Origin of the sequence: Brevibacterium sp. NPDC056726 (assembly GCF_042790515.1) — a bacterium.
Lineage (GTDB): Bacteria > Actinomycetota > Actinomycetes > Actinomycetales > Brevibacteriaceae > Brevibacterium > Brevibacterium sanguinis.
Window position 1 is genome coordinate 25629 of sequence record NZ_JBHTYZ010000008.1, and the last position, 25989, is coordinate 51617.

At 66.1% G+C, this 25989-nt stretch carries 20 protein-coding genes; 5 read left to right on the plus strand and 15 right to left on the minus strand.

Translation table 11 applies throughout. The features are described from left to right. Window positions 1–5: 5 nt before the first annotated feature. From ACFQ91_RS16575 to ACFQ91_RS16600, 6 genes are read right to left on the minus strand one after another with little or no spacing between them, the layout of a single operon-like run. Window positions 6–1523 (minus strand): peptidase S10, encoded by a 1518-nt coding sequence (locus tag ACFQ91_RS16575; protein ID WP_344251759.1) that lies wholly within the window; start codon window positions 1521–1523, stop codon window positions 6–8. A 21-nt stretch (window positions 1524–1544) separates the two neighbouring features. Next, window positions 1545–2336 (minus strand): ATP-binding cassette domain-containing protein, encoded by a 792-nt coding sequence (locus tag ACFQ91_RS16580; protein WP_198499078.1) that lies wholly within the window; start codon window positions 2334–2336, stop codon window positions 1545–1547. Further along, window positions 2333–3190 carry an ABC transporter ATP-binding protein gene (locus tag ACFQ91_RS16585; RefSeq protein WP_198499079.1) on the minus strand — a complete coding sequence of 286 codons (858 nt, stop codon included), beginning with the start codon at window positions 3188–3190 and terminating at the stop codon, window positions 2333–2335. Before ACFQ91_RS16585 ends, ACFQ91_RS16580 begins: the two co-directional genes overlap by 4 nt. After that, window positions 3187–4182, minus strand: a complete 996-nt coding sequence (locus ACFQ91_RS16590) for an ABC transporter permease (protein ID WP_198499080.1) — start codon at window positions 4180–4182, stop codon at window positions 3187–3189. The genes ACFQ91_RS16585 and ACFQ91_RS16590 overlap by 4 nt, the downstream gene beginning before the upstream one ends. Continuing rightward, window positions 4179–5126 carry an ABC transporter permease gene (locus tag ACFQ91_RS16595; RefSeq protein ID WP_232623629.1) on the minus strand — a complete coding sequence of 316 codons (948 nt, stop codon included), beginning with the start codon at window positions 5124–5126 and terminating at the stop codon, window positions 4179–4181. The genes ACFQ91_RS16590 and ACFQ91_RS16595 overlap by 4 nt, the downstream gene beginning before the upstream one ends. Window positions 5127–5133: 7 nt before the next feature. Then, on the minus strand, window positions 5134–6876 hold the full coding sequence (locus tag ACFQ91_RS16600; protein WP_232623630.1) for an ABC transporter substrate-binding protein: 1743 nt from the start codon (window positions 6874–6876) through the stop codon (window positions 5134–5136). A 224-nt stretch (window positions 6877–7100) separates the two neighbouring features. On the opposite strand from ACFQ91_RS16600, the gene ACFQ91_RS16605 reads away from it, so the two are divergent. Continuing rightward, on the plus strand, window positions 7101–7949 hold the full coding sequence (locus ACFQ91_RS16605) for a MurR/RpiR family transcriptional regulator (RefSeq protein WP_198499082.1): 849 nt from the start codon (window positions 7101–7103) through the stop codon (window positions 7947–7949). A 20-nt stretch (window positions 7950–7969) separates the two neighbouring features. Here the strand turns inward: ACFQ91_RS16605 and ACFQ91_RS16610 are convergent, their stop codons facing one another. After that, window positions 7970–9985 (minus strand): AarF/ABC1/UbiB kinase family protein, encoded by a 2016-nt coding sequence (locus ACFQ91_RS16610; protein ID WP_198499083.1) that lies wholly within the window; start codon window positions 9983–9985, stop codon window positions 7970–7972. A gap of 56 nt (window positions 9986–10041) precedes the next feature. Further along, entirely contained in the window at window positions 10042–11001 is a 960-nt protein-coding gene (locus ACFQ91_RS16615) for a LysR family transcriptional regulator (RefSeq protein ID WP_198499084.1), read from the minus strand. A 149-nt stretch (window positions 11002–11150) separates the two neighbouring features. On the opposite strand from ACFQ91_RS16615, the gene ACFQ91_RS16620 reads away from it, so the two are divergent. Together ACFQ91_RS16620 and ACFQ91_RS16625 are read left to right on the plus strand one after the other, a co-directional pair. Further along, window positions 11151–11858, plus strand: a complete 708-nt coding sequence (locus ACFQ91_RS16620; protein ID WP_198499085.1) for an aspartate/glutamate racemase family protein — start codon at window positions 11151–11153, stop codon at window positions 11856–11858. A gap of 178 nt (window positions 11859–12036) precedes the next feature. Continuing rightward, window positions 12037–13596 (plus strand): sodium:solute symporter, encoded by a 1560-nt coding sequence (locus ACFQ91_RS16625; protein WP_198499086.1) that lies wholly within the window; start codon window positions 12037–12039, stop codon window positions 13594–13596. A 5-nt stretch (window positions 13597–13601) separates the two neighbouring features. On the opposite strand, the gene ACFQ91_RS16630 is transcribed toward ACFQ91_RS16625, so the two are convergent. The 5 genes from ACFQ91_RS16630 to pheS form a co-directional block, all read right to left on the minus strand. After that, a complete protein-coding gene (locus tag ACFQ91_RS16630; protein ID WP_198499087.1) occupies window positions 13602–14159 on the minus strand; it encodes a hypothetical protein in 558 nt (185 codons plus the stop codon). A gap of 315 nt (window positions 14160–14474) precedes the next feature. After that, the gene (gene pabB, locus ACFQ91_RS16635; protein WP_376870386.1) at window positions 14475–16769 is read right to left on the minus strand and encodes an aminodeoxychorismate synthase component I; all 2295 of its coding nucleotides are present in this window, start codon (window positions 16767–16769) and stop codon (window positions 14475–14477) included. Window positions 16770–16896: 127 nt separating this feature from the next. Beyond that, window positions 16897–17778: an SDR family NAD(P)-dependent oxidoreductase gene (locus ACFQ91_RS16640; RefSeq protein WP_198499089.1), complete on the minus strand. Its 882-nt coding sequence runs from the start codon at window positions 17776–17778 to the stop codon at window positions 16897–16899. A 55-nt stretch (window positions 17779–17833) separates the two neighbouring features. Beyond that, window positions 17834–20410 (minus strand): phenylalanine--tRNA ligase subunit beta, encoded by a 2577-nt coding sequence (gene pheT / locus ACFQ91_RS16645; RefSeq protein WP_198499090.1) that lies wholly within the window; start codon window positions 20408–20410, stop codon window positions 17834–17836. A gap of 3 nt (window positions 20411–20413) precedes the next feature. Further along, window positions 20414–21457 (minus strand): phenylalanine--tRNA ligase subunit alpha, encoded by a 1044-nt coding sequence (gene pheS, locus ACFQ91_RS16650; protein WP_198499091.1) that lies wholly within the window; start codon window positions 21455–21457, stop codon window positions 20414–20416. A gap of 170 nt (window positions 21458–21627) precedes the next feature. Here pheS and ACFQ91_RS16655 point away from each other — a divergent pair, with 170 nt between their 5' ends. Continuing rightward, on the plus strand, window positions 21628–23265 hold the full coding sequence (locus ACFQ91_RS16655; RefSeq protein ID WP_198499092.1) for an acetolactate synthase large subunit: 1638 nt from the start codon (window positions 21628–21630) through the stop codon (window positions 23263–23265). Here the strand turns inward: ACFQ91_RS16655 and ACFQ91_RS16660 are convergent. Beyond that, window positions 23217–24026: a pentapeptide repeat-containing protein gene (locus ACFQ91_RS16660; RefSeq protein WP_376870394.1), complete on the minus strand. Its 810-nt coding sequence runs from the start codon at window positions 24024–24026 to the stop codon at window positions 23217–23219. The genes ACFQ91_RS16655 and ACFQ91_RS16660 overlap by 49 nt on opposite strands. A 73-nt stretch (window positions 24027–24099) precedes the next feature. Here ACFQ91_RS16660 and ACFQ91_RS16665 point away from each other — a divergent pair, with 73 nt between their 5' ends. After that, window positions 24100–24519, plus strand: coding sequence for a VOC family protein (locus tag ACFQ91_RS16665; protein WP_198499094.1), 420 nt, complete (start codon window positions 24100–24102; stop codon window positions 24517–24519). A 518-nt stretch (window positions 24520–25037) separates the two neighbouring features. Here ACFQ91_RS16665 and ACFQ91_RS16670 read toward each other — a convergent pair. Beyond that, the gene (locus ACFQ91_RS16670) at window positions 25038–25859 is read right to left on the minus strand and encodes an RNA methyltransferase (protein ID WP_198499095.1); all 822 of its coding nucleotides are present in this window, start codon (window positions 25857–25859) and stop codon (window positions 25038–25040) included. Between the last annotated feature and the right edge of the window lie 130 nt (window positions 25860–25989).

Sequence of the window (25989 nt, forward strand, 5' to 3'; positions counted from 1 at the left end):
CACCGTCACACCGGCTGATTCGACTCCGGCTTCTGTCCACCGAGGGCGGCCCACGCCACGAAATCCTCGATGTCCGCAAGCTGATCGACGCGCACCTGCTGATTGACGTACATCATGTGCCCGGCCGGGTAGTAGCGCCGCACGATCTGATCGTGGCCCTCCGCGGAGATCCGCAGATGAGCGAGCACATGCTCCGAGGCGGCGAACGGCGTCGCGGCATCGTGGTACCCGAAGCCGACATGCACCTTGAGATCCGGGTTCATCCGCATCGCCGACGCCAGATCCTCCGCGGTGTTGACGAGCGCGTTCTCGAACTCCTTGAACGACCACGGATGAACGCGACCGGTGAGCACCTCATAGGTCAGGTCGGTCTCGTACCCGAGCTCGGCACGGAGCAGCTGGTTGATGCCCACGGTGTACGGGTACTGGATGATCGGGTAGGCCGGATCATCACCAAGGGTCCCCGCCGAGACTTTGCCCGGATGCGCGGTGAACCGCGCATCGAGCCGCCCGACCCGCAGATGCTCATCGCGGAGGAGCTCCGCGAAGAACGTGACATCGTCGATCCGCAGATCAGCGAGCCGCACGAAGTCCTCGCTGACTCCGATCAGCTCGGCCAGCCGCCGTCCGACGTCTGCGCGTTCGGTCTCGCCGAGGCGGTGGCCCCGCTCGAGGGCGCGACTGTAGTCCCCGTAGGCGAACTCGGTGGCCTCGGCGACGACCTCCTCGACGCTGCGGCCGGGATGTTTGCCGTGGTAGTGCGCCGCGGCGGAGAATGTCGGCAGGAAATGGGCGTAGGGTGCCTCATTGCCCTCGTTGAAGATCAGCGTGCCGAAGTCGAGGACGGCCGAGATGAGGATGATCCCGTTGAGCGCGATGCCGTGGCGGGTGGCGAGATGGCCGGCCAGGGCCGCCGCCCGCGTCGTCCCGTACGATTCGCCGGCGAGGAACTTCGGTGAGATCCACCGGTTGTTCCGGCTCAGCCACAGTCGGATCACCTCGCCGACGACGTCCCGGTCACCGGTGAAGCTGTGGAAGTCCGCCGGCTTCTCCCCCTCCGCGGTCCGCGAATAGCCGGTGGTCACAGGGTCGATGAAGACGAGATCGGCGTAGGCGAGGGTCGTCTCGAGGTTGTCGACGAGCCCGTAGGGCGGCGGGGTGCGATCGCCGACGTCGTTGGTCACGACCCGGCGGGGGCCGAAGAGGCCGATGTGCAGCCACGCCGAGGAGGATCCGGGCCCGCCGTTGAAGACGAAGATCACCGGCCGGGCGGGATCCTGACCGCCGTCGTCGGCGACCGCGGTGTAGGACGTGAGGAAGATCTGCGCCTTGGGCTTGAGGCCTTCGAAGACTCCGTCCTCGACGACCTCGGCGCCGACGACCATCCGTCCCGTCTGCGCCCGGTACCTCAGTGTCCCGGTCGGCAGGGCGAGCTCATGGTCGGTGACGACGAAGTCATCGACCGGATCCGGCTTCTGCGGTGCGGCATCCGCAGGCTGGGTCTGCGTGGGTGTATCCGACATCATGTCCTTTCGCCGAGGCGGTCAGTGGGTGCGGGAGATCGTGGGCACGGCGGCGAGCAGTGCCTTCGTGTAGTCGTGCTGGGGTGCGTCGAAGATCTGGTCCCTGGCGCCCTGTTCGACGATGCGACCAGCCTTCATCACCGCGACCTGGTGGGCGACCTGCCGGACGACGGCGAGATCGTGGGCGATGAAGATGAAGGAGAGGTCCCGTTCTCTCTGCAGGTCGACGAGGAGGTCGAGCACCTGCGCCTGGACCGAGACGTCGAGGGCCGAGACCGCCTCGTCGCAGATGACGAGCTTCGGGTCGACGACGAGAGCCCGGGCGATGCCGATGCGCTGCGCCTGTCCCCCGGAGAACTGCCTGGGGTAGCGACGAGCGTGGTCCGGGTTGAGTCCGACGCGCTCCATCGCGGCTCCGACGAGCTGTCGGTAGCCGCCGGCGACGCGGCGCTTCTGGTAGCGCAGGGGTGCGGAGATCACCTCCTCGACGGTGTGACGCGGATTGAGCGAGGAGTAGGGGTCCTGGAACACCACTTGGACTCCGCTGCGGAAGTCCCGCAGCGCCGCCCCCGAGCGTCCGGTGACCTCGACTCCGTCGAACTCCATTGTCCCCGAGGTGGGGTCGATGAGCCGGGCGATCATCCGGGCCGTCGTCGACTTCCCGGAACCGGACTCACCGACGATGCCGAGGGTCTCGCGCCGGTGGACCCGGAACGAGACATCATCGACGGCGGTGACCGTCTGCCGGCGCCCGGTGCGGAACTCCTTGCGCAGATTCGTCGCCGCGAGGAGCGGGGTGGTCGTCGGGGTCATGACTGGGTCCTCTCTGCACCGGTGAGGATCGGCTCGGGCAGGTCGATGGCATCGTCGAGGCGCGGGGTCGCTGCGAGCAGCGCGCGCGTGTACTCATGGGACGGTGCGGCGAAGACCTCGGCGGCGGTGCCCTGTTCGACGGTGACGCCGGCGCGCATGACGGTCACGTGATCGGCGATCTGACTGACGACGGCGAGATCGTGGGTGATGAAGAGCATCGCGGCACGGGTCGTCTCCTGCACCTCGGCGAGGAGATCGAGGATCTGCGCCTGCACGGTCACGTCGAGGGCCGTCGTCGGTTCGTCGGCGATGATGAGCTCGGGTTCGCACACGAGCGCCATCGCGATCATCACCCGCTGACGCATCCCCCCGGAGAACTGATGGGGGTAGTGACTGACCCGGTTGCCCGCGTCGGGGATGCTCACACGGTCCATCGCCTCGGCGGCCCTTACCATCGCGGCCGCCTTCGACCCTCCCTTGTGGGTCCGGTACGCCTCGGCGATCTGGAAGCCGACCGTGTAATAGGGGTTGAGGGAGGACAGCGGATCCTGGAAGATCATCGCGATCCGATCCCCGCGGAGGCGGCGCAGGGACGACTCCGACCGGTCGAGCAGCTCGTCACCGCGGAAGCGCACCGACCCCGAGGTGGTCGCCTCCTTCGGCAGGAGTCCCATGATCGCCAGCGACGTCATCGACTTGCCCGATCCGGACTCGCCGACGAGTCCCATCGTCTGCCCGCGCTCGATCGAGAACGAGGACCCGTCGACGACGGTGCCGAGCGGAAACGCGATGCGCAGGTCGGTCACCGACAGCACCGGGCCGTCCGGTCCGGCGGCAGGGGGCAGGGCGGTCATGCGGCACTCACTCTCACTCGCGGGTCGAGGACCCGGTACAGCAGATCGACGACGAGGTTGGCGATGATCACCGCGAAGGCGGCCAGGAGCGTCACGCCCATGATCACCGGCTGGTCGTTGACGGCCAGCGCGTCGTAGGCATACCGACCGACGCCGTTGAGACCGAAGACGGTCTCGATGATGAGCGAGCCCCCGAGCAGGGTCGCGAAGTCGACCCCGAGGAGGGTGACGATCGGGGTGAGCGACGGACGCAGGCCGTGGCGGGTGAGCACCGTCGCAGGCCGCAGTCCCTTGGCCCGGGCGGTGCGCATGAAGTTCTCGCCGAGGGTGTCGATGACGTTGGTGCGCGTCAGCCGCGCATACATCGCCGCATACATCAGCGCGAGCACCATCCACGGCATGAGGTAGGCCTGGAACCACTGGACGGGGTCCTCGGTGAACGGCACGACCGACGGGAACGGCAGCCACTGGAGTTCGACGACGAGGAGGTATTGGAGGACCAGGGCGACGAAGTAGCTCGGCAGCGACAGGCCGGCCAGGGCGAGCATCATCGCGCCCCTGTCCCACCACGTGCCCTCCTTGACCGCACTGATCACCCCGGCGGCGACACCGGTGAGCAGCCACAGCACGGCCGCACCCGCGGCGACGGTCACCGAGACCGGAAGCCGGTCGAGGATCCCCTGCAGCACATCCTGGTTGGACTGGAAGGAGTAGCCGATGCACGGGGCGTCGCAGTGGATGACGGAGCCGCCGGTGCCGTAGTCACGGCCGACGACGAGCCCGGCGAGGAACGTGAGGAACTGGGTGAGGAACGGTTCGTTGAGGCCGAGCTGGTTGCGGATGGCCTCGATCCGGTCCGGGGTGCAGGTCTGCCCGCAGATGCTCGCGGCCGGGTCCGGCGAGAGCTGGAAGAAGATGAGGAACGTGAAGAAGACGACGCAGAGCATGACGATCACCGCCGCCACCAGTCGCTTGGCTATGTAGGAGATCATCGCAGGCCACCCGCCCAAATCTTCTGGAGGTTGTCACCGAGCACCGTGAAGGAGAGCACGGTGAGGAAGAGGAACATGCCGGGGATGACGAAGAACATCGGGGCCGTCGAGTACCACGGCACCGCGGCGGAGATCATCTGCCCCCACGACGGGTCGGGCGGGGTGACTCCGACGCCGAGGAAGGACAGCCCTGCCTCGGTGGCGATGAACATCGGCACGGCCAGGGTCGCCATGACGATGATCGTGCCCGACAGGTTGGGCAGGACCTCCCGGAACACCAGAGGCGCCCAGCCGGCCCCGGACGTCTTCGCCGCCTCGATGAACTCACGGTTCTTCAGCGCCAGCGTCTGTCCGCGGATGACTCGCGCGGTGCCCGGCCACGAGAACAGGCTGAGCACGATGACGAGCAGCAGCGGACGGTTGCCCTGGGGCAGCGCCGAGAGGATCGCGATCATGAAGATCAGGGCGGGGAACGCCATGAGGAAGTCCATGAGGCGGGAGATGACGGCGTCGACGATGCCCCCGAGGAAGCCGGCGAGCACACCCATGACGACGCCGATGAGGATCGTGATCGCGGCCGCGCCGATGCCGATGAGCATCGAGATCCGGGCCCCGTAGGCGATCCGGGCGAAGATGTCCCGCCCGGTCTGGGGTTCGACTCCGAACCAGTGGTCGCCGCTGATGCCCCCGAACGCGCCCCGCGGGACCCCGCCGAGCGCCGGATCGACCGCGGACTCGTCGTATTCGAAGGGACTGTAGCCGGAGAGCTGCGTGATGAACGGGGCGAAGGCGGCGAGCACGACGATGACGCCGAGGAAGCCGAGGGAGAGGATGACCGATGGTCTGCGGAGGATCCGGCGCAGCGCCTGTCGCTCCGGGGAGAACGTTTCCCCCGGGCCGGGCTGCCCGAACTCCTGTGCGGTGGTCGTTTGCGATGTGGTCACGGCGCGGTCATCCTTCCGGGTCGAGCAGACCCAGCTGCGCGTAGTCGATCGACCCGGTCCGCGGCGGGCTGGCGAAGGCACCGCCGACGTTGGTGCCCACGAGCTGCAGCGGCTGGGGTCGGACGAGCGGGACGACGGGGGCGAGTTCGAGCACGCGCTCGCTGATCGCGGTGTAGGCGGCGTTCTTCTCGTCGACGTCGGGAATGACGGCCGCCTCGTCGATCGCCTCGTTGAGTGCGGGGTCGTCGACCTGCGACATGTTGGCATTGCCGGTCTCGGCGATGCGGTCGCCGTCGAAGAGCGGCGCGACCGTCTCACCGGAGAACCACCCGGTCGTGCACCATCCGGCGATCGTCAGCTCGTTCTGCTGGCTCGGCGTGGTGATGACCTCGTAGTAGGTGGCCTGGTCGATGACGTTGAGGGTGACGTCGATGCCGGCCTTCCGCAGCGACTGCTGCAGGGCTTCGGCCTGCGCCTGGCCCATCGGCGAGGACCTCACGTCCATGGTCACTTCGAGGTTCTCGACCCCGGCGTCCTCGAGCATCTGCGCGGCCCTCTCCGGGTCGCCCCGGTCCTCGGGCGTGCCGTAGGGATCGGCGTCGCTGAAGTCCGGCATGTTCGGCAGCGACAGGTTGGGTGAGACGTTCGCCAGGTTCGGGCCGCCGCTGGCGTTGACGACACTCGCCTTGTCGACGGCCCAGTTGATCGCCCGCCGGACCTGCAGGTCGTCGAACGGCTCCTTGCTCGTGTTCATCACCATGTAGTAGTTGCACGCCGGGATGTTCTGCACGGTTCGCGCGGACAGGCTCGGGTCGCCGATGATCCGCGCGAGACTGGCCGCCCCGGCGGCGTTCGTCGCCGCGGAGACGGCGTTGGAATCGGCGCCCAGGCCGGACATCAGCCGCTGGTCGATGGTGTTCTGGTCGAGGCTGAGCGTGAACTCGTAGCCGTCGGGATAGGCCGGGCGGATGTCGTCGGTCTCGGGGTTCCAGTTCTCGTTCCGCGCCAGTGTCAGCGTCTCGCCGGGTTCGTAGGACTCGACGACGTAGGGCCCCGAGGAGATCGGATCGTTCTGGATCTGATCGACGGCGGTGACCTGGTCCTTGGGGAACGGTGTCGCCGGTGCCGTGGCGACGACGTCGGGGAAGTCCGCCATCGGCTCATTCGTCTCGATGGTGATCGTCCGGTCGTCGATGACCCGGATCGAGTCGAGGCCGGCGGGGTCCTGGAACACGCCGGCGTAGTCGGACGCGCCCTTGACGTAGTTCTGCAGGTATTCGAGTCCGATGGCCAGGGACGGGTCGAAGGAGCGTTCGAAGCCGAACTTCACATCCTCGGCGGTGATCGGGGTTCCGTCCTCGAACGTCACGCCCTCTTTGAGGGTGAAGGTCCATTCGGTCGCATCCTCGTTCGGCGTGCCCGTGTCCTCGGCGAGATCGCCGACGAGCTCGACCTCCCCGGTCTCCGGGTCGTGCTGGTACTGGGTGAGCGTGCGGTAGAGGAGGTTGTAGAGGTTGAGGACGTTGCCGTCGTTGCCCATCGCCGGGTCGAGGTAGGAGAAGTCGACGCCTCCGAGGATCTCGACGACCCCGCCTCGCTGGGGCTGTCCGGTGTGGGCGGCGAAACCGGTCTGCTCATCGATGATCGCCTGCGATGCGCTGTCGGTTCCGGTGCTGCCGGTGGCGCAGGCACTGGCGAACAGCGTGGTCGCCGCCGCGAGTGCGGCGATCGACACAGCTCGGTTCTTCACTCGTCGTCTCCTTCGACTGTACTGTCGTGGAACATGGGCTCGATGTAGATGTCGGGGCAGACACAACCGGGATTGCAACATATACTGCAGTCAAGCCGGTGGCGTCAGTTCCCGTGATTAAGAGGGTTTCCTTGACGCTTCCGCGAAGCTTCAGCGTCATGTGTAACCCGAGCCACACTTATCAATATAAGTCAGTGCAACATTTATTGCAAAGGGAGTGTCCGATGGGGATCATCGCAACGTGGGTGGACAGCCTGATGGCGCAGCGGAAGCTGTCACCGGGGTCGACGGCCGTGCTCCGGACGATCGCCGATGATCCGGAGACGGCGTCCTATTCGAGTGCGGCGGCGCTGGCCGACGCCGCGGGAGTCAATGTCGCAACCGTCGTGCGCGCGGCGCAGGCGATCGGCTTCTCCGGCTGGTCGGAGCTGTCGACGGAGGTGCGCAATCGCTTCCTGTCATCGCTCGATGCCGACAAGCACTTCGCCCGCAACGCCGAGGCGGGGGCCGGGCAGCCGTTGAAATCGCTGGTCAAGGATCTTGAGCTCATCGAGCTCCTCGCCGAGACGCTGACCGAGGAGGCGATCGACAACGTCGCCTACCTCATCGCCGCCGCGCAGGCGACGACGGTCGTGGCCACCGGCTCGTTCCTGGCCCCGGGTGCCGTGCTCGCCCACAACGGGCAGGCCCTCGGCTACCGGATCACCCTCAGCGACGGCCCGATGACGAGCATGATCAACGACGTCCGCATGCTCCAGCCCGGAGACTGCCTGCTCACCTTCTCGATCTGGAAGACCAGCGCGAGCATCCTCCCGCTGTGCGAATACGCCAAGACCCAGGGCATCAGGCTCATCGTCATCGCCGATCAGCGCTCGCAGCTCGCCGAGCTCGCCGATGAGCTGATCCTCGTGCCGTCCGAGGGCACCGGGCCCACGGCGTCGGCGACGGGCGCGGTCGTCGTCGCCCAATGCATCATCAGCGCCCTGGCGAACCTCGATCCCGAACGGTCGCGGGCCACCCTCGAAGAGCTGCAGAAGGTGTGGTCCCTCACCGGCGCCGTCGCCAGCGACTGAGGCCGTCGGGCTGAGTCCGGCTATCCCAGACTGTCCCAGGCCATCCGCTGCCTCAGCGCCGGCGCCAGCACGAGCGCCGCGAGGACACTGCCGGCCAAGAGCACCCACGCCCCGAAGTACGTGAAGAGCTTGAGCTCAGGCGCCAAGGGCGGCCCGAAGTCGGCGGCCATGAGGATCACTCCGCCGAGGATGAGCGCCGTCGAGACGATCACCTGGATGAACTGCTCGACCGTGGACTTGAGCAGGTTCTTGATCATCGAAATGTTCAACCCGCTCGTGCCGACATCGAGAGTGCCGTCCTGCAGGTGTCCGGCGATGCGGGCGACCTGGGCCGGCAGCTCCGCCATCTGCGGCAGCGTCGCCGCGAAGTAGAGGGTGATCTCCTGCCGGTCGATGCCCAGACCACCGACCTGCCGGAGCAGGTCCTTCCCGTTCTGCGTCACGAGGGTGAGCAGATTGAGCCGCGGGTCGAGCTTCATGATCGAGCCCTCGAGCGTGCTGATCGCCCGGAACGCCGTGGCGACCGACGTCGGCATCGGGAACCCGTAGTCGACGACGAAGTCGATGAGCTCGCCGAAGAGCGCCGCCGACGTCGACCCGGGCCGACCGTCGCCGTACTTGAGCATGATCTGCCCGATCTCGCGCTGGAGCTCGCGCAGATCGACATCGCTCGGCGCCCCGAGCAGTTCGAGGATCGCCGCGGTCGCCGCCTGCGAGTTCTGCGAATCGAACGCCATGAGCAGGAGCGCGATCGCCCGCCGATCCCGCTTGTCGATGAATCCGACCGCCCCGAAGTCGACGAGTCCCGCCCGTCCGGCGGAGGAGACGACGATGTTGCCCGGGTGGAGGTCGGCGTGGAAGATCCCTTTGCCGAGCACCTGCCGGACGACCATGAGGAAGAGGTCCTGAGCGATCTCGGCCCGGGCGATCTGCGACAGCTCGGAGACCACCTCGGTGGCATGCGACAGGGGAACGCCCTCGACGAGGTCCATGACGATGACGTACTCCCCCGACAGCTCGGGGTAGACATTGGGAATGTGGACGACCGAGGGCCGCGAGGAGTTCTGCCGCCCTACCTCGTCGGCCTCCCGCAGCGCTTCGATGTGGGCGAGCTCGCCCCGGTAGTCGAGCTCCCCCATGAGCGAATCGACGAAGCTGTTGGCGAGTTTGACGACCCCGACTTTCTTCGCCCAGTCAGTCGACCGCTCGAGCCGAACGGCCAGGGTGAGGACGATGTCGGCATCGGCCTTGACCTGCTTGCGGATCTTCGGCCGCTGCACCTTGACGGCGACGACCTGACCCTCCCACGTCACGGCACGGTGGACCTGGGCGACCGACGCGGCCGCGAAGGGGACCTCGTCGAACTCAGCGAACACCTCGGCGACGGGACGGCCCCACAGGGCCTCCAACTGGCCTTTCACCTCGGCGAAGGGAACCGGGGGCACCCCGGCCTGGAGTTTGGAGAACTCCTCGACGAACTCGTGCGGGATCATGTCACCGCGGGTCGCGATGAACTGTCCGAGCTTGACGAACGTCACCCCGGCGGCGGCCAGGGCGTCACGGGTCGTCGCCGCGATCTCGCGCAGGGACACCCGGAGCGTCGGGATACGGGGTTTGAGGTACCGACCGAGGCCGAAGCGGATGAGGATCTTCTGGACCTGGGCGAGCCGGTTGACGCGGCGATACCAGGTGGGCACCTTCGGCACGGAGCGCAGCACCGATGACATCGTGCCGGTCGGCATGACGAGTTCGATGGCGAGGAGGATGAACATCTGGATGACGATGAACCACGCGAAGAGGAGGAGGAAGACCATGATCGCGGGGAAGCTCATGTCGAGGCCGGGGTAGGCGTTGTCCTCGGAGATGCCGAGCAGCCGGTACGCCTGCAGGGTGATCGGCCAGATCGAGAGGCCCATGATGAGGGAGACGACGATGTTGCGGGCGGCGCCGGTGCCGACCGGCATCATCCGCCTGACGAGGAATCCGACGATGACAGCGTTGATGAGACCCAATCCGATGGAGTAGAGGATCGTCATCCGCACTCCCCTTTCGTCGCCCTAATCCTCGTTGCCGTCGTCACCAGCCTAATTGATCACCTCTGATGAACCTGTGGATCGTCATTGAGAGTTCGCAGTGCATCGAGGAGGTCGGTGATCTCGCCGGCGGTAGCCAGCTCGGTGGGGACAAGGGCACTGATGCGGCGAGTGCCGACCTCGGGGATCGAGATCGCCGCAATGCCCTCGACCGCGGTCGTTCGTCGGGCGCTCTGCGGGAGCAGGGCCACGCCGAGGCTGTTCGACACGAGCGCTTGGATTGCTCCGGGATTGTCGGTGATATGCCGGGTGCGGGGTTCGAAACCGGCCCGACGGCACAGGCGTTCCGCGGTCGAACGGCAGCGTTCGCACCCCATGATCCACGGCAGCTCGGCGACGTCGGTGAGCGCGTGGATCTGGCCGGCCCGGTTCCAGCGTTCCGGGACGAGGAGGTCGAGTCGATCCTCGCCGAGGTCGACGACCGTGGCGTTGTCGAGCTGAGGTGGGTCTTCGTCCTCGTGGTGGAAGACGAAGGCGACGTCGATCGCGCCGTTCTCGAGCAGGGTGAGCGCTTCGGGCGGTTCGGCTTCGACGACTTCGTAGGAGTGGCGGGTGACGTTGTCCGGGCGGGTGTCATCGCCAGTCTCGAGAGTGCCGAGGGCGGCGGCCAGCGGTCCGATGACGAAGCTCGGGAAGCCGGCGAGCCGGACGTTGCGTCCGCCGAGGCCGAAGGCCGTGGCGAGGTCGCGGCGCAATCCCGTCACCGAGGCGGCGACCTCGGTCGCGCGGATGAGGGCAAGCTGACCCGCCGTGGTGAGCACGATGCCGCGCGGGGTCCGGTCGAACAGCGAGACGCCGAGGTCCTTCTCGAGGGCGCTCATGTGCTGGGAGAGCGCCGGCTGCGACCACCCGATCTCCCGTGCGGCGGCCCCGAGGCTGCCGGCCTGGGCGACAGCGCCGAAGAGGAGGAGTCGTTTGGGGTCGCCGGTGGTGAGCGCGTGGTCGAACTGCTGAGACATAAGTCCAGCTTATGGCAAGTCAGCGCGAACTGGGTCTACTCGGGATGTTCGTGGTGCGGGAGACTGGAAGACATAAGGAATGCGGATCATGCGGCCGGTCGCTTTCGGCGCGGATCGCGTGCGGGAACGGGTATCGAAGGAGATTGACGATGCGGAGAATCGGATTGCTCGGCGGAATGAGCTGGCACTCGAGCATTGAGTACTACACGAAGATCAATGCGGCGGTCGCCGAGCGCCTCGGCGGTCATCATTCGGCGCAGATCCTCCTCGACTCGTGCGACTTCTCCGGGATCCGTGACCTCCAGATCGCCGAGAACTGGGAGGGCGCCTCAGCTGCTTTGGCTGCGACCGGTCAGCGTCTCGTCGACGGCGGCGCCGAGGCGGTGGCCATCGCGACGAACCTCATGCACAAGACGGCGCCGACGGTCGAGGCCTCCGTCGACGTCCCGCTCATCCACATCGTCGATTCGATCGCGGCGATGGCGAAGGACCGCGGGTATTCGACGCTGGCGGTGCTCGGAACCAAATGGACGATGCTCGACGGCTTCTACACCGAGCGCCTCGAGGCGCAGGGCATTGCCACGCTCATCCCTGATGAGGAGACGTGCCTCGAGGTCGATCAGATCATCTGGGACGAGCTCACTCAGGGCAGCTTCACCGAGGCCTCCCGTGCCCGCTACATCGAGATCATGCAGTCGCTGGCCGATCGCGGTGCCGATGCCGTGGCGCTCTCCTGCACGGAGATCGGTCTCCTTGTCCCGCCGGACGTCGCTCCCCTGCCGGCGATCGATTCCGTCGACGCCCATGTCGCGGCGATCGTCGAGTGGATGATGGCGGACGAACTCGTCTCGGCGTGAGGTCGGCGCTGATCCGCTGAGGATTGCGGCCCTCTGACGACCGATGCCCCAAAAGCAATCAAGCTTGTATCCAAAGATTCATTCCGGTAGGTTTCCCGCGTAGGACATCCCACGTTTTATGTTCACTTCGGGACCCGAGGATTGAGGCGTCCCGATCGACCTTCATCGGAGGAGGAGCATGGACGCTCCAGGTCTTGGCGGGCTCAATTGGGCCGTGATCATCATCTATCTCTTGGCGACGCTGGCCATCGGCGTGTGGTTCACTCGCAAGGCTGGTGAGAGCACGGATGCGTTCTTCAGAGCTGATGGGCGCATCCCCGTGTGGGCGGCCGGGTTCAGCATCTACGCCACGACGCTGTCGGCGATCACGTTCATGTCGACTCCTGAGCAGTCGTTCCTCAATGACTGGTCCTATGCGGCCGGCAACATTGCGATCTTCCTCCTTGTGCCCGTGCTCGTCGCGTTCTACATTCCGTTCTTCCGCAAGCTCGACGTCACGACGGCGTACGAGTATCTGGAGGCGCGTTTTGGGCCGAGCATCCGAGTCCTCGGGTCGGTGCTCTTCGTGCTCTTCCACATCGGGCGGGTCGCGATCGTCGTTTATCTGCCGACGTTGGCGATCAGTTCGGTCACCGATATCAGCCCGGCACTCATTGCCGCGGCCGTCGGTGTGCTCTCGGTGATCTACACGTTCCTCGGTGGGATGGAGGGCGTCATCTGGTCGGACGTTGCTCAGGCCATCATTCTTCTCGTCGGGGCAGGGGTCATCCTCGTCTTCGGCATCGCTGCCATCGACGGCGGCATGGCGACTGTTGCCTCTGATGCGGCGAATGACGGCAAGTTCATCACGGCTGACAATTGGACGATCGGCGGGGCGGCAGCGGCGATTCCGATCATCTTCCTCGGATCGGTGTTCAACAACCTGCATCAGTACACGGCGAGCCAGGACGTCGTGCAGCGGTATCAGACCACGGATTCTCCGAAGGCGGCGGCGAGGTCGCTCATGGTCAACGGGTTCCTCGCGCTGCTGACGATTCCGCTCTTCTATGGGATCGGCACGGTGCTCTACAGCTATTACCGGCATGCAGGGTCGCTTCCCGAGGATTTCAACACCTCGGCGCTCGTCCCGTACTTCGCGGTCAACGTGCTGCCGGCGGGAATCTCGGGACTGCTCATCGCGGCGATCTTCGCGGCCGCGCAGTCGACGATCTCGTCGAGCCTCAACTCCATTTCGGCGTGCGTCACCGTCGATCTGCGCGATCGGTTCTTCCCACCGCGCGATGGTGTTGCCCGCTCAGGTGTGGGGTTCTCTCGGATGGTCATCGTCGTGGTCGGTGCCGCGTCGGTCGCCGTGGCGCTCTATCTCGTCGCCACCGATCAGGCCGAGACGTGGGATCTGTTCCTCAGCATCACCGGGCTCTTCGGTGTTCCACTGGCCGGGGTTTTCGCGCTTGGGATCTTCACCAAGCGCGCCAACACGTTCGGGGTGCTCAGCGGTCTGCTGCTCGGTGCCGGGCTGGCCTGGTACGTCCAGAACATCATCGGCCTCAACCCGTTCGCGATCTCGATCGTCGCGTTCGTGGCGTCGGTAGTCCTGGGATATGTGATCTCTCTGCTGACAGGGTCGCTCGCAGGTCGCACGGATCGCGACGTCCTGCCGTTGACGATCTACGGGAAGCGGGAGACTTATGTGCCACCTAGCGACCGAGGGTTCTCAGAAGCAGAAAGCCGTAGCTAGTCGGCTCATGCCTGTGCAGAAACAGGAATCTCCTCAAGCCCGTTCTTATCACGCATCCACCGCAGTCCATATGAGTCAGTGAACTTCAGTGTCACCACCCGCCAGTTCCTATTCTTCGTAATCGGGCGAACAATCCCGTCGATGTCTTCTCGCTGGTCGGGGAAAGTCCAACCGTACTTTGGGTGCTCTCCGGCGACAAAATCACCGGGAGGCAACACCTCCATAGTGAATGGTGCTAGTTTGACAGGATCACTTCCCTTGGACACCGAGTAGATGCTGGTGACCTCTACGTCGTACACGGGAGAATCGGTACTATTGTGCACTAGGATTCCGTTGCTCAGGGCCGAGCCATCGTGAGGAATGATCCTGACACACCACGATGCTATGCCGCTCGCCTGGATCCTCTTCTCCCGCTCTCTCGATTTTTCATCTCGTTTGGACTCAACCTTATAGAGGTCTCTTGAGGTCTCATACAGGTTTCTTGAGGTCCGAGCCGCCCATACAGCAGCAATGAGTGCGCATAAAGCGACAACCGCCGAGACCCACTCTGCAACGTTACCCACTTTTCTACTCCTAGCTATGTCAATGCGTCGGCGCCTTGGATTCAACTAGCCGTGGATCCGTGATCCTGACCTCCCATCGTGATCCCCACGGCCAGTTTTCCAGGCCATCCAGCGCGCATCATCATGCACTTCATCGCCACCTAGTCCCGCTTCATCTATAGAGCAACAAGCACGAACAATGTCTGTTGTTATCAATCTACACTCTCTATAGGCTCTGAGTGAGTGTCATATTCTCACAAACAAGGGTTACAGCGAAGGAACCACAGAGGTTGCTTAGTGATTGAAAGTCGTATTCGTTGGTCTGAAGACCGGCGCTCAGCTGGAGAGGGGAAGCTTTCCAGTCGAACTTCGCAATCCATGCCCCGAGGCCCGAGACTGCAGGGAGCTTGCTGGTTCAACCTTCTCGTTAAAAGTTCGAAGCAATGGTCTCGATTTCACGATGGTTTCTCGGTGCTCCTCCGAAGGACTCGACAGCGCGACTATGGCCCCGCCTACTCCGTACGACATCGACTGCTCAAAGGCGATCGCTGTGCGGATGAGGACGCTGAGGTCGACGGCACCGTTGAGGGAGAAGTATCCGATAGTTCCGCTGTAGACGCCGCGGGGGCCGCTCTCAAGTTCGTCGATGATCGACATTGTGCGATGCTTCGGGGCTCCCGTCATCGAGCCCGGCGGGAAGGCTGCTCGAACACAGTCAACGGGAGTCGCTCCCCTGCCCAGGTGCGAGCGCACCGTTGACACCAGCTGATGGACCGTCGCATAAGTCTCGACGTCGAAGAGCTTGGGAACCTCGACCGATCCCAGCTCGGCAGTGATGCCGAGATCGTGACGAACCAGATCGACGATCATGAGATTCTCGGAACGGTCCTTGACCGACGACCGCAGATCGTCCTTGAGAGCCTCGTCTTCCTCAGCTCCGCTCCCCCGCGGTCGAGTTCCCTTGATCGGCTTCGACTCCGCCTCGCCACCAGCCGAGATCCGCAGGAAGCGTTCCGGCGACGTGCTCAGCACGCTCACCTCGGGCGATCGCAGGAATGCACCGAACGGCGTCGGATTATCTCGCCTCAGATCGACATACGTCTCCAGGGAGTCGCGCGTCCACTGCGTCTCGAGCATGTTCGTCAGGCAGACCTCGTAGGTCTCCCCGTCATTGATAAGTCGCTGTGCCTCGGCGATGAGCTCAAGATACTCCGCTTTCGAATGTCGGGCGCTGAGACCAGGGATGCCGGCGAAATCCTCCGCAGCGACGCTTCGATGCTCGTGTCCTTCTGGAGCTGCGGCCTGCATCTCGACGTCGGCAGGCTCATCCACCGATCGCGCAGCGGTCACTGATACATCATCGAGTGACGGCATGCCGATCACTTCGGCAACCACATCGAGCCACCCTTCACACTGGGCGCTATCAACTCCGTCCCCGCTGAGCGCCAGCAGATAGAGCGTGCTCGTCTCGTTGTCGATGACGACGGCGCGATCGAGGAACATCATGAGAGCGTCCGGGGTGTCGGCCTCGCGCTTGAGCGGCGAACCGACTTCAGCCTTGAGCTCGTAGCCCAGATACCCGACCCATCCGAGGCGGAACGCGAACGGCAGATCGCCTCCGTCATCGGCGTAGGTGAGGTCGACCGAGCCGATATCGTTCTTGAGCCAATCGAAGAATCCCGATTCAATGGTTTCAGTGCCGTTTCCCGACCGCACTTCGAGCGTCCCGGTGGGGACGTCTGCTCTCACCGACCGACTCAAAGGCCCCGTCGGGGCGCCCATGATCGAGAACCTCGAATCGGGATGACCGGGCATGTTGCCGTCGAGCCACACTGCTTCGGGCTCGTCGCCGTAGAGCGCGCTGAACACGTTCAATGCGGTGCCGCGAAGTGGCAGCTGACGCACATGCACGGCGAGTTCCCGACGCGACACATCTTCATTCGCGAGCTGATCACCCTCGACCGCTTCATTGCGAAGGAAGCGCGCAGGCGACGTCCCCTCGCGGGCCACCGAATCAGCCGTCGAAGGAGACACCTCGTGCCCCGTCCGCGCCCACCATTCCTCGGTCAGTCGCCGGAAGTTCCGCAACAGGTCAGCCGCGTGCTCGGTGACGATCGACTCCGGGTGGAACTGCACACCCCACTGTGGTCGCGTCGTGTGCGCCAGCCCCATGAGCACACCGTCATCCGACCATGCCGTGGGCACAAGGCTCGACGGCAACTCGGTCACTGCGAGCGAGTGATACCGCGCCGCCTCAAACGGCGACGGCAGCCCGGCAAACAGATCCGTACCCGAATGCTGAATCTCGGACACGCGCCCATGCCGCGGCTCCGGCGCGTGCGCCACCGTTCCGCCGTGAACGTAGGCGATCCCCTGGTGCCCGAGGCACACGCCGAGCACCGGAATCTCCGCATGTGCAATGACGTCGGCACAGATCCCGAAGTCAGCGGGAACCTCGGGCGTCCCCGGCCCCGGTGAGATGACGACATTGTCGAATTCCTCAAGCACGGCCAGCGAGTACTCTGCCCAATCGTTGGGCACGACGACCGGCTCGCAGCCATTCACCTCGGCGAGGAGATGGAAGAGATTGAACGTGAACGAGTCGGCATTGTCGATGAGCAGCGTTCGCACCCGATTCGAGCCACCGTCAGGGCGCTGAGCACCGTGGCGCTGGGTTGCCGAGCGACCGGAAGGTGGCTGAGACGCACCCCGAGAAGCCGACCCTGGCACGGTCACTGCGGTCACGGGTGGACCCAGGTCAGCCGAGCACCAGGCGACGGGTCGAGTCGGAGAGACCGCCGGCCGCCTCGGCGAGGAGGGACTGCTCCGTATCGGCACCTGCGCGGACATACCGCCCGGTGAACGCATCGAGCGAGCCCGAGGCCAGAGCCAACGCGAGGTCGGTGACCTGCTGCGGGGTCGTCCAATCACCGGTGGTGCGGTGATCGTGGACGGGCATCGACTTCGTCATCGACGTCTCGACGACACCGGGCGCCATCTCGAAGATCCGCAGACCCTTCTCATGCCCGAAGTGGACAACCGAATCGGCGATCCGGAACAGCGACGCCTTCGACGCCGAGTACACCGAATACGCCGGCGTCCCCGTCGCCCCCGACCCCGAGTTGAGATCGATGATCGCACTCGTCCGACCGGTCGCCACGGCGGCATCGATGAGCACGGGCGCGAACGCGTTGACCATGAGCGCGACCCCGAGGACGTTCGCTTCGACGACGAGGGCCAGGCTCTGAGGATCGGCGTCCCAGAGCGGACCTTCCGTCGATTCGATCCGCCCGGCATTGTTGACGAGCACCTGCAGACGCTGCCCGGTCTCCTTCTCCAGGCTCGTCACCTGGGATTTGAGCTCGGCGACCGAATCGACGTCGTCGACCGTGAGTCCGAAGCCGGTGGCCTCTCCCCCGGTCGCGAGCGCCACTTCGGCAGCCGCCTCCCGGGCCTTCGTCGCCGAGGTGGCCGTGAGGACGACGCGGTAGCCGGCCTTCGCGAACGCCTCGGAGAGGTGACGCCCGATGCCGCGGGCACCCCCGGTGATGAGCGCGATCGTCTCACGCGGCACCGCGGTGGCCCCGCCACCGGCCTGCTGGCCGGGCAGCTTCGTCCCGTACGGAAGGTTCTCACTCATGGGTCGGTCTCCTCACTCGTCGACTGGTGATCAGACGGATCAGCTGCGCACCGTGTCAGCTGCGCACCTGGGCACCGTGGCGCTCGGTCGCGAGCGCCGTCGCGGCCTCCCGCATCGCCGAGGCCTCATCGGCCTTGAGCGTGCGATCCGGGGCCCGGAACGTCAACCGGAACGCCAGCGACTTCTTGCCCTCGGGCAGCTGGTCGCCGGTGTAGAGGTCGAAGATCTCGAGCGCCTCGAGGTCGTCGCCGGCCCCTTCGGTCAGCGTCGCCGCGAGGGTCTGCGCGGGCAGGTCGGCATCGACGACGAGCGCGACGTCCTGCCGGGACACCGGGTACGTCGAGAGTGCGCCGTCCCACGTCCGCAGGTCCGCCTGCGCCAGCAGCGCATCGAGGTCGATCTCGAAGGCGACGGTGCGCGCCGGCAGGCCGAGGTTCTCGATGACCTTCGGATGCAGCTCACCGGCGTATCCGAGCACGCCGCCGCCGGCGAGTGTGAACTTCGCGGCCCGGCCCGGGTGCCAGGGGGCTCCGCGTTCGGCCTCGACGCTGACCTCGTCACCGCTGACTGCGGCGATCCGGCGGACGATGTCGATGACATCGGCGGCGTCGGCCCGCCGGCCCTTGCCCCACACTCCTGGGAACTCCGCATGTCCGGCGACGACTCCCGCGTAGTGGTAGGGCTGTGCCGGCACCGAGGCGTAGATCTCCTCGAGCTGCTCAGCCGTCGGGTGGTAGCCGGGCAGGAAGCGCGGTCCCGGTGTGGTCGGCAGGTCCGCTGCCGAGGAGACGAGTCCGGCTTCGAAAAGCGCGACGTCCTTGGCCCCGCGACCGAAGTTGCGGGTCGCGACGTCGAGCAGCGTCGAGAGCAAGGTGGTGCGCAGCAGCGGCAGGTCCTCGGACATCGGGTTGGCCAACCGGATGTGGAGGCGCCGGGGATCGTCGGCCTCGAGCCGCATCTCGTCATCGCGCTTCGCCGAGGTGAACGGGTAGCTGAGGACTTCCGTGAACCCGTCCGCGGTGAGCAGATTGGAGATCCGACGGCGTGCCCGCTGGGCGTCGGTCAGTCCCGCACCGGCACGTGCGGCCGGCTGGACCGAGGGAATCCTGTCGTAGCCGCCGGTGCGCGCGACCTCCTCGACGAGGTCGATGTCGGCGGTGATGTCCGAACGCCAGCTCGGCACGGTCACCCGCAGCAGTCCGTCGCCGCGGTCCTCGACACCGGCGCCGATGCCCTCGAGCAGGGAGATCGCCTCGGCGGCGGAGTAGTCGACGCCGACGACGGAGGAGACCCGGTCGACGGCGAGGTCGATGACGGTGGGCTCCGGTGCGTCGCCGATCTGCGCCGTCGCGGCGCTGAGCGTGCCCCCGGCGAGCTCGACGAGGAGGTCGGCGCAGCGCCGGGCGGCCACCGGTCCCAGCCGCGGGTCGACACCGCGTTCGAAGCGACGCGAGGCCTCGGAGGAGAGCTTGTGCCGCCGCGAGGTCCGGGCGATCGAGATCGGGTCGAAGTGCGCGGCCTCGATGACGACGTCGGTCGTCGCGTCATTCACCTCAACGGCCGCACCGCCCATGACCCCGGCGAGGCCGATGATCTTCGACGAGCCGTCGGCGCTGCGATCGGTGATGAGAAGGTCCTCGGCATCGAGGGTGCGCTCGACGTCGTCGAGCGTCGTGAACTTCTCCCCCGCCTCGGCGCGTCGGACGACGATCTCCTCGCCCAGCAGTGCGGTGTCGTACGCGTGTAGCGGCTGCCCGAGTTCGAGCATGACGTAGTTCGTGATGTCAACGACGAGGCTGATCGGGCGCATGCCCGCCTCGATGAGGCGACGGCGCATCCAGTACGGCGTCGTCTTCGTCGGGTCGATGCCCGTGACCTGCAGGGCGGTGAAGACATCGGATCCGGGCACGCCGTCGATGGGACGGGCGTCGTCGATGACGACCGGGAAGCCGTCAGCGGTGGGGGCGTTGACCGCGGCGACCTCGGGGCTGCCGATGTCGGTGAACGACTGCCCCTTCATCTGCGCGTACTCCCGCGCGATGCCGCGCATCGACAGCTGGTACCCGCGGTCGGGGGTGACGTTGACGTCGAGGGTGACATCGTCGAGGCCGAGGAGGGCGATCGCGTCGTCGCCCGGTTCGCCGCTCAGTCCGAGGTCGGTGAGCACGATGATGCCGTCATGATCCTCGCCGAGGCCGAGCTCGGCGGCCGAACAGATCATCCCGTCCGAGGTGTGACCGTAGGTCTTGCGGGCAGCGATCCGGAAGTCACCGGGGAGGACGACGCCGGGCAGGCTGACGACGACGAGGTCGCCGGGCACGAAGTTGTGGGCACCGCAGATGATGCCGCGGCTCGGACGCTCCTCGCCGGGCTGCGGGTCCTTCGGATCGTCGGCGGCCTCGTTGTGCTCGGGACCGACGTCGACCCGGCACCAGTTCACGGTCTTGCCGTTCTTGTGCTCCTCTTTGACGAGGTCGAGGACACGACCGACGACGAGGGGTCCGGTCACCTCGGCGCCGAAGTAGTCCTCCTCTTCGAGCCCGATCGCGGCGAACTCCGCGGCGAGGGCGTGGGCATCAGTGTCGGCCGGGTAGTCGACGTAGTCGGCCAGCCAGGAAAGTGGGACGCGCATCTCTCAAGCCTTCATTCCGAAACGGGCCGAGAAGCGCACATCGCCTTCGACCATGTCGTGCATATCGTTGATTCCCTCCCGGAGCATGAGCGTGCGCTCGATGCCCATGCCGAACGCGAAGCCCTGGTAGACCTCGGGGTCGATGCCGGCGGCGCGGAGCACATTGGGGTGGACCATGCCGCAGCCGCCCCATTCGATCCAGCCGGGACCGCCGACTTTGTTGGGGAACCAGAAGTCCATCTCCGCGCTCGGTTCGGTGAACGGGAAGAAGCTCGGGCGCAGTCGGGTCATCGACTCCGGGCCGAACATCTCCCGGGCGAAGCCGTCGAGGGTGCCCTTGAGGTTCGCCATCGTCAGACCCTTGTCGATCGCGATGCCCTCGATCTGGTGGAAGACCGGGGTGTGGGTGGCGTCGAGCTCATCGGTGCGGAACGTCTTGCCCGGGCACACGACGTAGAGCGGGACTCCGCGTTCGAGCAGGGACCGCGACTGCACCGGCGAGGTGTGGGTGCGCAGGACGAGACCGGCCTCGGGCGGGTCGACGAAGAACGTGTCCTGCATCTGGCGGGCCGGGTGGTCGGGACCGAAGTTGAGGGCGTCGAAGTTGAGCCATTCCGCTTCGATCTCAGGTCCCTCGGCGACCTCCCAGCCGAGGCCGACGAAGTAGTCCGCGGCCTGTTCCTGGATGAGGGAGAGCGGGTGGCGAGCGCCGAGCCCGCGCCGATCGCTCGGCAGGGTGACGTCGATGGCCTCGTCGACGAGGACCGCGGCGTCGCGTTCGGCCTCGAGCTCGGCCAGGCGGTCGTCGTGGGCCTTCTTCACCCGTCCGCGGGACTGTCCGACGACCTTGCCGGCGGTGGCCTTGTCGGCCTTGTCGAGTCCGCCGATCGCGCGGTTCGCCAGTGCCAAGGGAGACTTGTCGCCCATGAAGTCGATCTTCGCCTGCTTGAGGTCATCAAGGGTGGCGGCGTCAGCGAATGCGGTCAGTGCCGTGTCCACGGCGGCCTGCACGGCTGACTCGTCCAAGGGGTCCAAGTGGTCTGTCATCGATGTCCTTTGCGCGTGTGCCTATGCCGCAGAACAGTCTATCCCTTCGCCCCCCCTCCCCCGACGGTCGGCGTCCGGGTGCTGACCACGTTCCGGCGCCGAGGCAGTCCTCCGTGTCCGATTCATCACCCACCCGTGCTCTGCGGGTCCAGTCGCGCTAGTGTCGAGACATGACGACGAATCCAGTCAAAGCCTCCGATGTCATGGTCCAGGCGCTCGAGAACGAAGGCGTCGAGAGGATCTTCGGGATCCCCGGGGAGGAGAACCTCGACTTCGTCGAGTCCCTGCGCGAGTCCTCGATCGAACTCATCATCACTCGTCATGAACAGGCCGCCGCTTTCATGGCCGCGACCTACGGCCGGCTCACCGGCAAGCCCGGCGTGTGCCTGACGACGCTCGGGCCGGGGGCACTCAACCTCGCGACCGGGGCCGCGTACGCCAACCTCGGCGGGATGCCCGTCGTCATGATCACCGGTCAGAAGGGCATTCGGACCGCGGAGCAGGCGCGCTTCCAGATCGTCAACACGGTCGCCGCGATGGGCCCGCTGACGAAGTCGACGCATCAGATCACCTCGGCGACGATGATCCCCACCATGGTCAGGGAGGCGTTCCGGGTCGCGCAGGACGAACGTCCGGGGCCCGTCCACCTCGAACTGCCCGAGGACATCGCCGCCACCCCGGTCTACAACTTTGAGCTCATCCCGCCGCACCGGATGATCCAGCCGGTCGCCCCGGACGCTTCGCTCGAAGCGGCCGCGAAGATCATCCGGGAAGCCGAGCGTCCCCTGCTCATGCTCGGCGCCGATGCCTCTCGCGCCGGCTGCCGACTCCCCCTGGCCGAGTTCGTGCCCCGCGTCGGGATCCCCTACTTCACGACGCAGATGGGCAAGGGGTCGGTGTCGGGGTCGAGCGAGCTCTACATGGGCACGGCGGCGCTGACCGAACGCGACTACGTCCACGATGCGATCGAGAGCGCCGATGTCATCGTCACGATCGGCCACGACACGACGGAGAAGCCGCCGTTCACGATGGACGAGGACGGTCCGACCGTCGTCCACCTCAACTTCCGCGCCGCAGTCGTCGAACAGGTGTACTTCCCGCAGCTCGAGGTCGTCGGGGATCTCGGTCCCACTCTCAACCGGCTCGCCGACCTGCTCGAGGGGCAGGTGCCCAATGCGCAGGCGCTGCTGCCGATGCGCTCGGGGATCCTCGCGAAGATCGAGGAGGGCTCGACCGAGCACCGGTTCACTCCGCAGCGGATCATCCACGATGTCCGCGCCGTCATGCCCGTCGACGGCATCGTGGCGCTTGACAACGGGATGTACAAGATCTGGTTCGCCCGCAACTACCGCACCACCAGGGCGAACACTCTGCTGCTCGACAATGCGCTGGCGACGATGGGGGCCGGGCTGCCCTCGGCGATCGCCGCGAAGCTCACGCATCCCGAGTGCCGGGTCATGGCGGTCGCCGGCGACGGCGGGTTCATGATGAACAGCCAGGAGATGGAGACCGCGGTGCGCCTCGGCCTCGATCTCGTCGTCCTCATCCTCGAGGACAGCGGCTACGGGATGATCCAGTGGAAACAGGCCGTCGACGGGTTCCCGGACTTCGGACTGCAGTTCGGCAACCCCGACTTCGTCACGTACGCCGAATCGTACGGGGCGAAGGGGCGTCGCCTCGACAACGTCGATGACCTCCAGGGTGCGCTCGAGACGGCGTTCGAGGAGGGCGGCGTCCAGCTCATCGTCATCCCCATCGACTACTCGGAGAACCAGCGGGTGCTCACCGAGGAGCTGCGGAACCGGTGATCACCGGCGCGTGAACCGCGTGAGCTTGGGGCTCTGCGTGGCCGTGGGCGCCGGGGTGTCGATGTCCGTCGCCGAGGCGGCTGATCCGTCGGCGCGCACGCTCGCTCGACGATGATCCCGAGTTCGCGGGCGAAGAGTTCGGCGAAGACCATGAGCTGCTGGTCGTCGATCGTCGCTCCGCGCAGCGCCTGGATGCCGGTCATCCTGTGTGGGGCGAGTCCCCGCAGGTCGACGCTGCGCAGCGTCGAGCCGGCGAGCTGGAGGCTTCCGACCGTCGAGCCCGGGAATGCGACGCGGGTGGCCGTCGCCATGTCGAGGTCGAGTTCGTCGATCGCGCAGCCCCGGAACTCGACATCGGTGAGCTTCGCCGAACGCAGGTTGAGGTAGGAGATCCGGCAGTTGTCGATGACGACCTTCTCCCACACGCTGTCGTAGCAGACACCGGCACCGATCCGGCACCCGGAGACCTCCGTGTGGACGAGATTCGCCCGCGGCATCATCAGCGTGTCCGCGCGGGAGTCCGTGAGCCGCACCCCGGACAGACGCGCGCCGGTGAGGTCGGCGTGCCCGTCCGACCCGCCGAACGTCACCCGGGTGAGCGCGGAGTCGAGGAACGTCGCTCCCTTGGCATCCGCCTCGGCGAGGTCGAGGTCGGTGAAATCGAGCCCTTCGAGGAACTCGTCGGACCCGATATCGCCGAGGAGGCCCTGAGCGAGTTGTCCATGCGTGATCGTCGGTGGCTTCGGTGCGGCAGTCGTCATGGGTGCAGACTATCGGCGAGCGGTGACACGGCTGCCCCTGCCCAACCGTGTTCGTCCCCACTAGACTGCAGGCATGAAGCCACTGACGACGATCCTGTCATTGCCCGTCGCCGACCCTCAGGCCACCGCGAACTTCTACGTCGATGGACTCGGACTCGAAACCGACGGAGTCGAGGACGGTATCGTCGCCTTCGAACTGCCCAATCTTTCGATCTTCTTCATCGCCGCAGACGAATACGGCCAGTACCTCGAGCTCTCAGGCCAGCCCGGTTCGAAGAACCCTGTCCCGGGCGCCAGCATCATCTCCTGTGCCTTCGCCACCCGAGCTGAGGTCGATGAGGTGCTCGACCGTGCTGTCGCCGCTGGCGGGTCAGCCGATGGGGGTCAGGACGTCGATGGTTCGTACATGGGCTACTTCGCCGACATCGACGGCTACATCTGGGAACTCGTCGCCAACTATCAGACCGCCAAGGCCGCAGATGCGGCGGAATAGTTTCGCAACTGGCGGCCGGTCTCGGAGGGCTTTCGCGCACGATGAACGCACAGTCGTCCGCGATTCAGTGTCGGTAGGAAGCTGAGGCGTCCGCCATAGCCGCCTTCGGAACATCGATGATCCCCAGTCTCTTCACTGCTGCGGCGTAGACGAAATCTTCCTTGAGAAGTGTCGTCGTCATGGGTGCAGACTATCGGCGGGCGGTGACATGGCCGTCACGGACGGCGAGCAAGTGGTGGGCTGGTTCAACAGGTGGCGTGAATATCGACGGTTCGGCGACGAGGTCGCCGCTCGTTCAACAGGTGGCGTGAAAATGTCGTCCCCAAAGCCCACATATTCACGCCAAGTGTTGAACGAGCGAGAACTCGCCATGAGCGTGCGTGAGACCCCTGTCCAGGACGCTGCAGCTGCGGCCCAGAAGGCTGAAGCCGCGGCCCGCTCGCCCGGTCGCGGCCCCGAAACGCCTCTGCTGACCGCCTGCTCAGCCGCGGCCGCCGACCCGCACGGCGGCCACGCCTTCACATCCGCTGGTTGCGGGCGGATTCGAAGATGCAGATGCCGGCGGCGGTTGCGAGGTTGAGGCTCTCGGCCTGACCGTAGATCGGCACGGCCACGGCGGCGTCGGTGACCTCGAGGTCTTCGGGCCGCATCCCCCACGCCTCGTTGCCGAAGACCCACGCGGTGCGTGCGGAGAGGTCGAGGCCCGACTCCCACGGGTGGTGGAGGTCGTGCGCGGCGTCGTTGCCGTCAGCGGCGAGGACCTGCAGGCCACGGGCACGGGCGAGTTCGGTCACTTCGGGGAGGCCGACACCCGTGACGACGGGGACGTGGAAGATCGACCCGGCGGTGGCGCGGACGGTCTTGTCGTTGTAGACGTCGACGCTCGAGGACGTGAGCACGACGGCGTCGGCCCCGGCGGCATCGGCGAGCCGGATGATCGTGCCCGCGTTGCCCGGGTCGCGCACCTGGGAGAGGACGACGATGAGCTGCGCGTCCTTGTCGACGACGGAGGTGAGCTCGACGTCGAGTGCCCGGCACACGGCGACGACGCCCTGCGAGTTCACGGTCGAGGCGAGCTCGGTGAGCACCTCCTCGGTGACGGTGGAGAGGAAGATCCTCGACCCGGCCGCCGCCTCGGCGAACTCCGGATGGCGCTCAGCGGCCGCCTCGGTGATGAAGAGCTCGTCGACGGCACCGTCGGTGGCCAGGGCTTCGCGGACGGCCTGCGGACCTTCGGCGAGGAACCGGCCGGCGGCCTTGCGCCCACGGCGGCTGAGCAGCTTCGCGGCGTTCTTGATCCGCTTCGACTGCGGCGAGGAGATGACATCGGGCAGCTTCATGGCGCACCTTCGTGATCGGGGTGGGAGAAAACAGGGTGGGAGAACAGACCAACGGCCCCGAACGCAGGGGTTCGGGGCCGTTGGGACAGCGTCAGCGCGCATTCACTGCGTCAGCGGGCTGTCCAAGCGT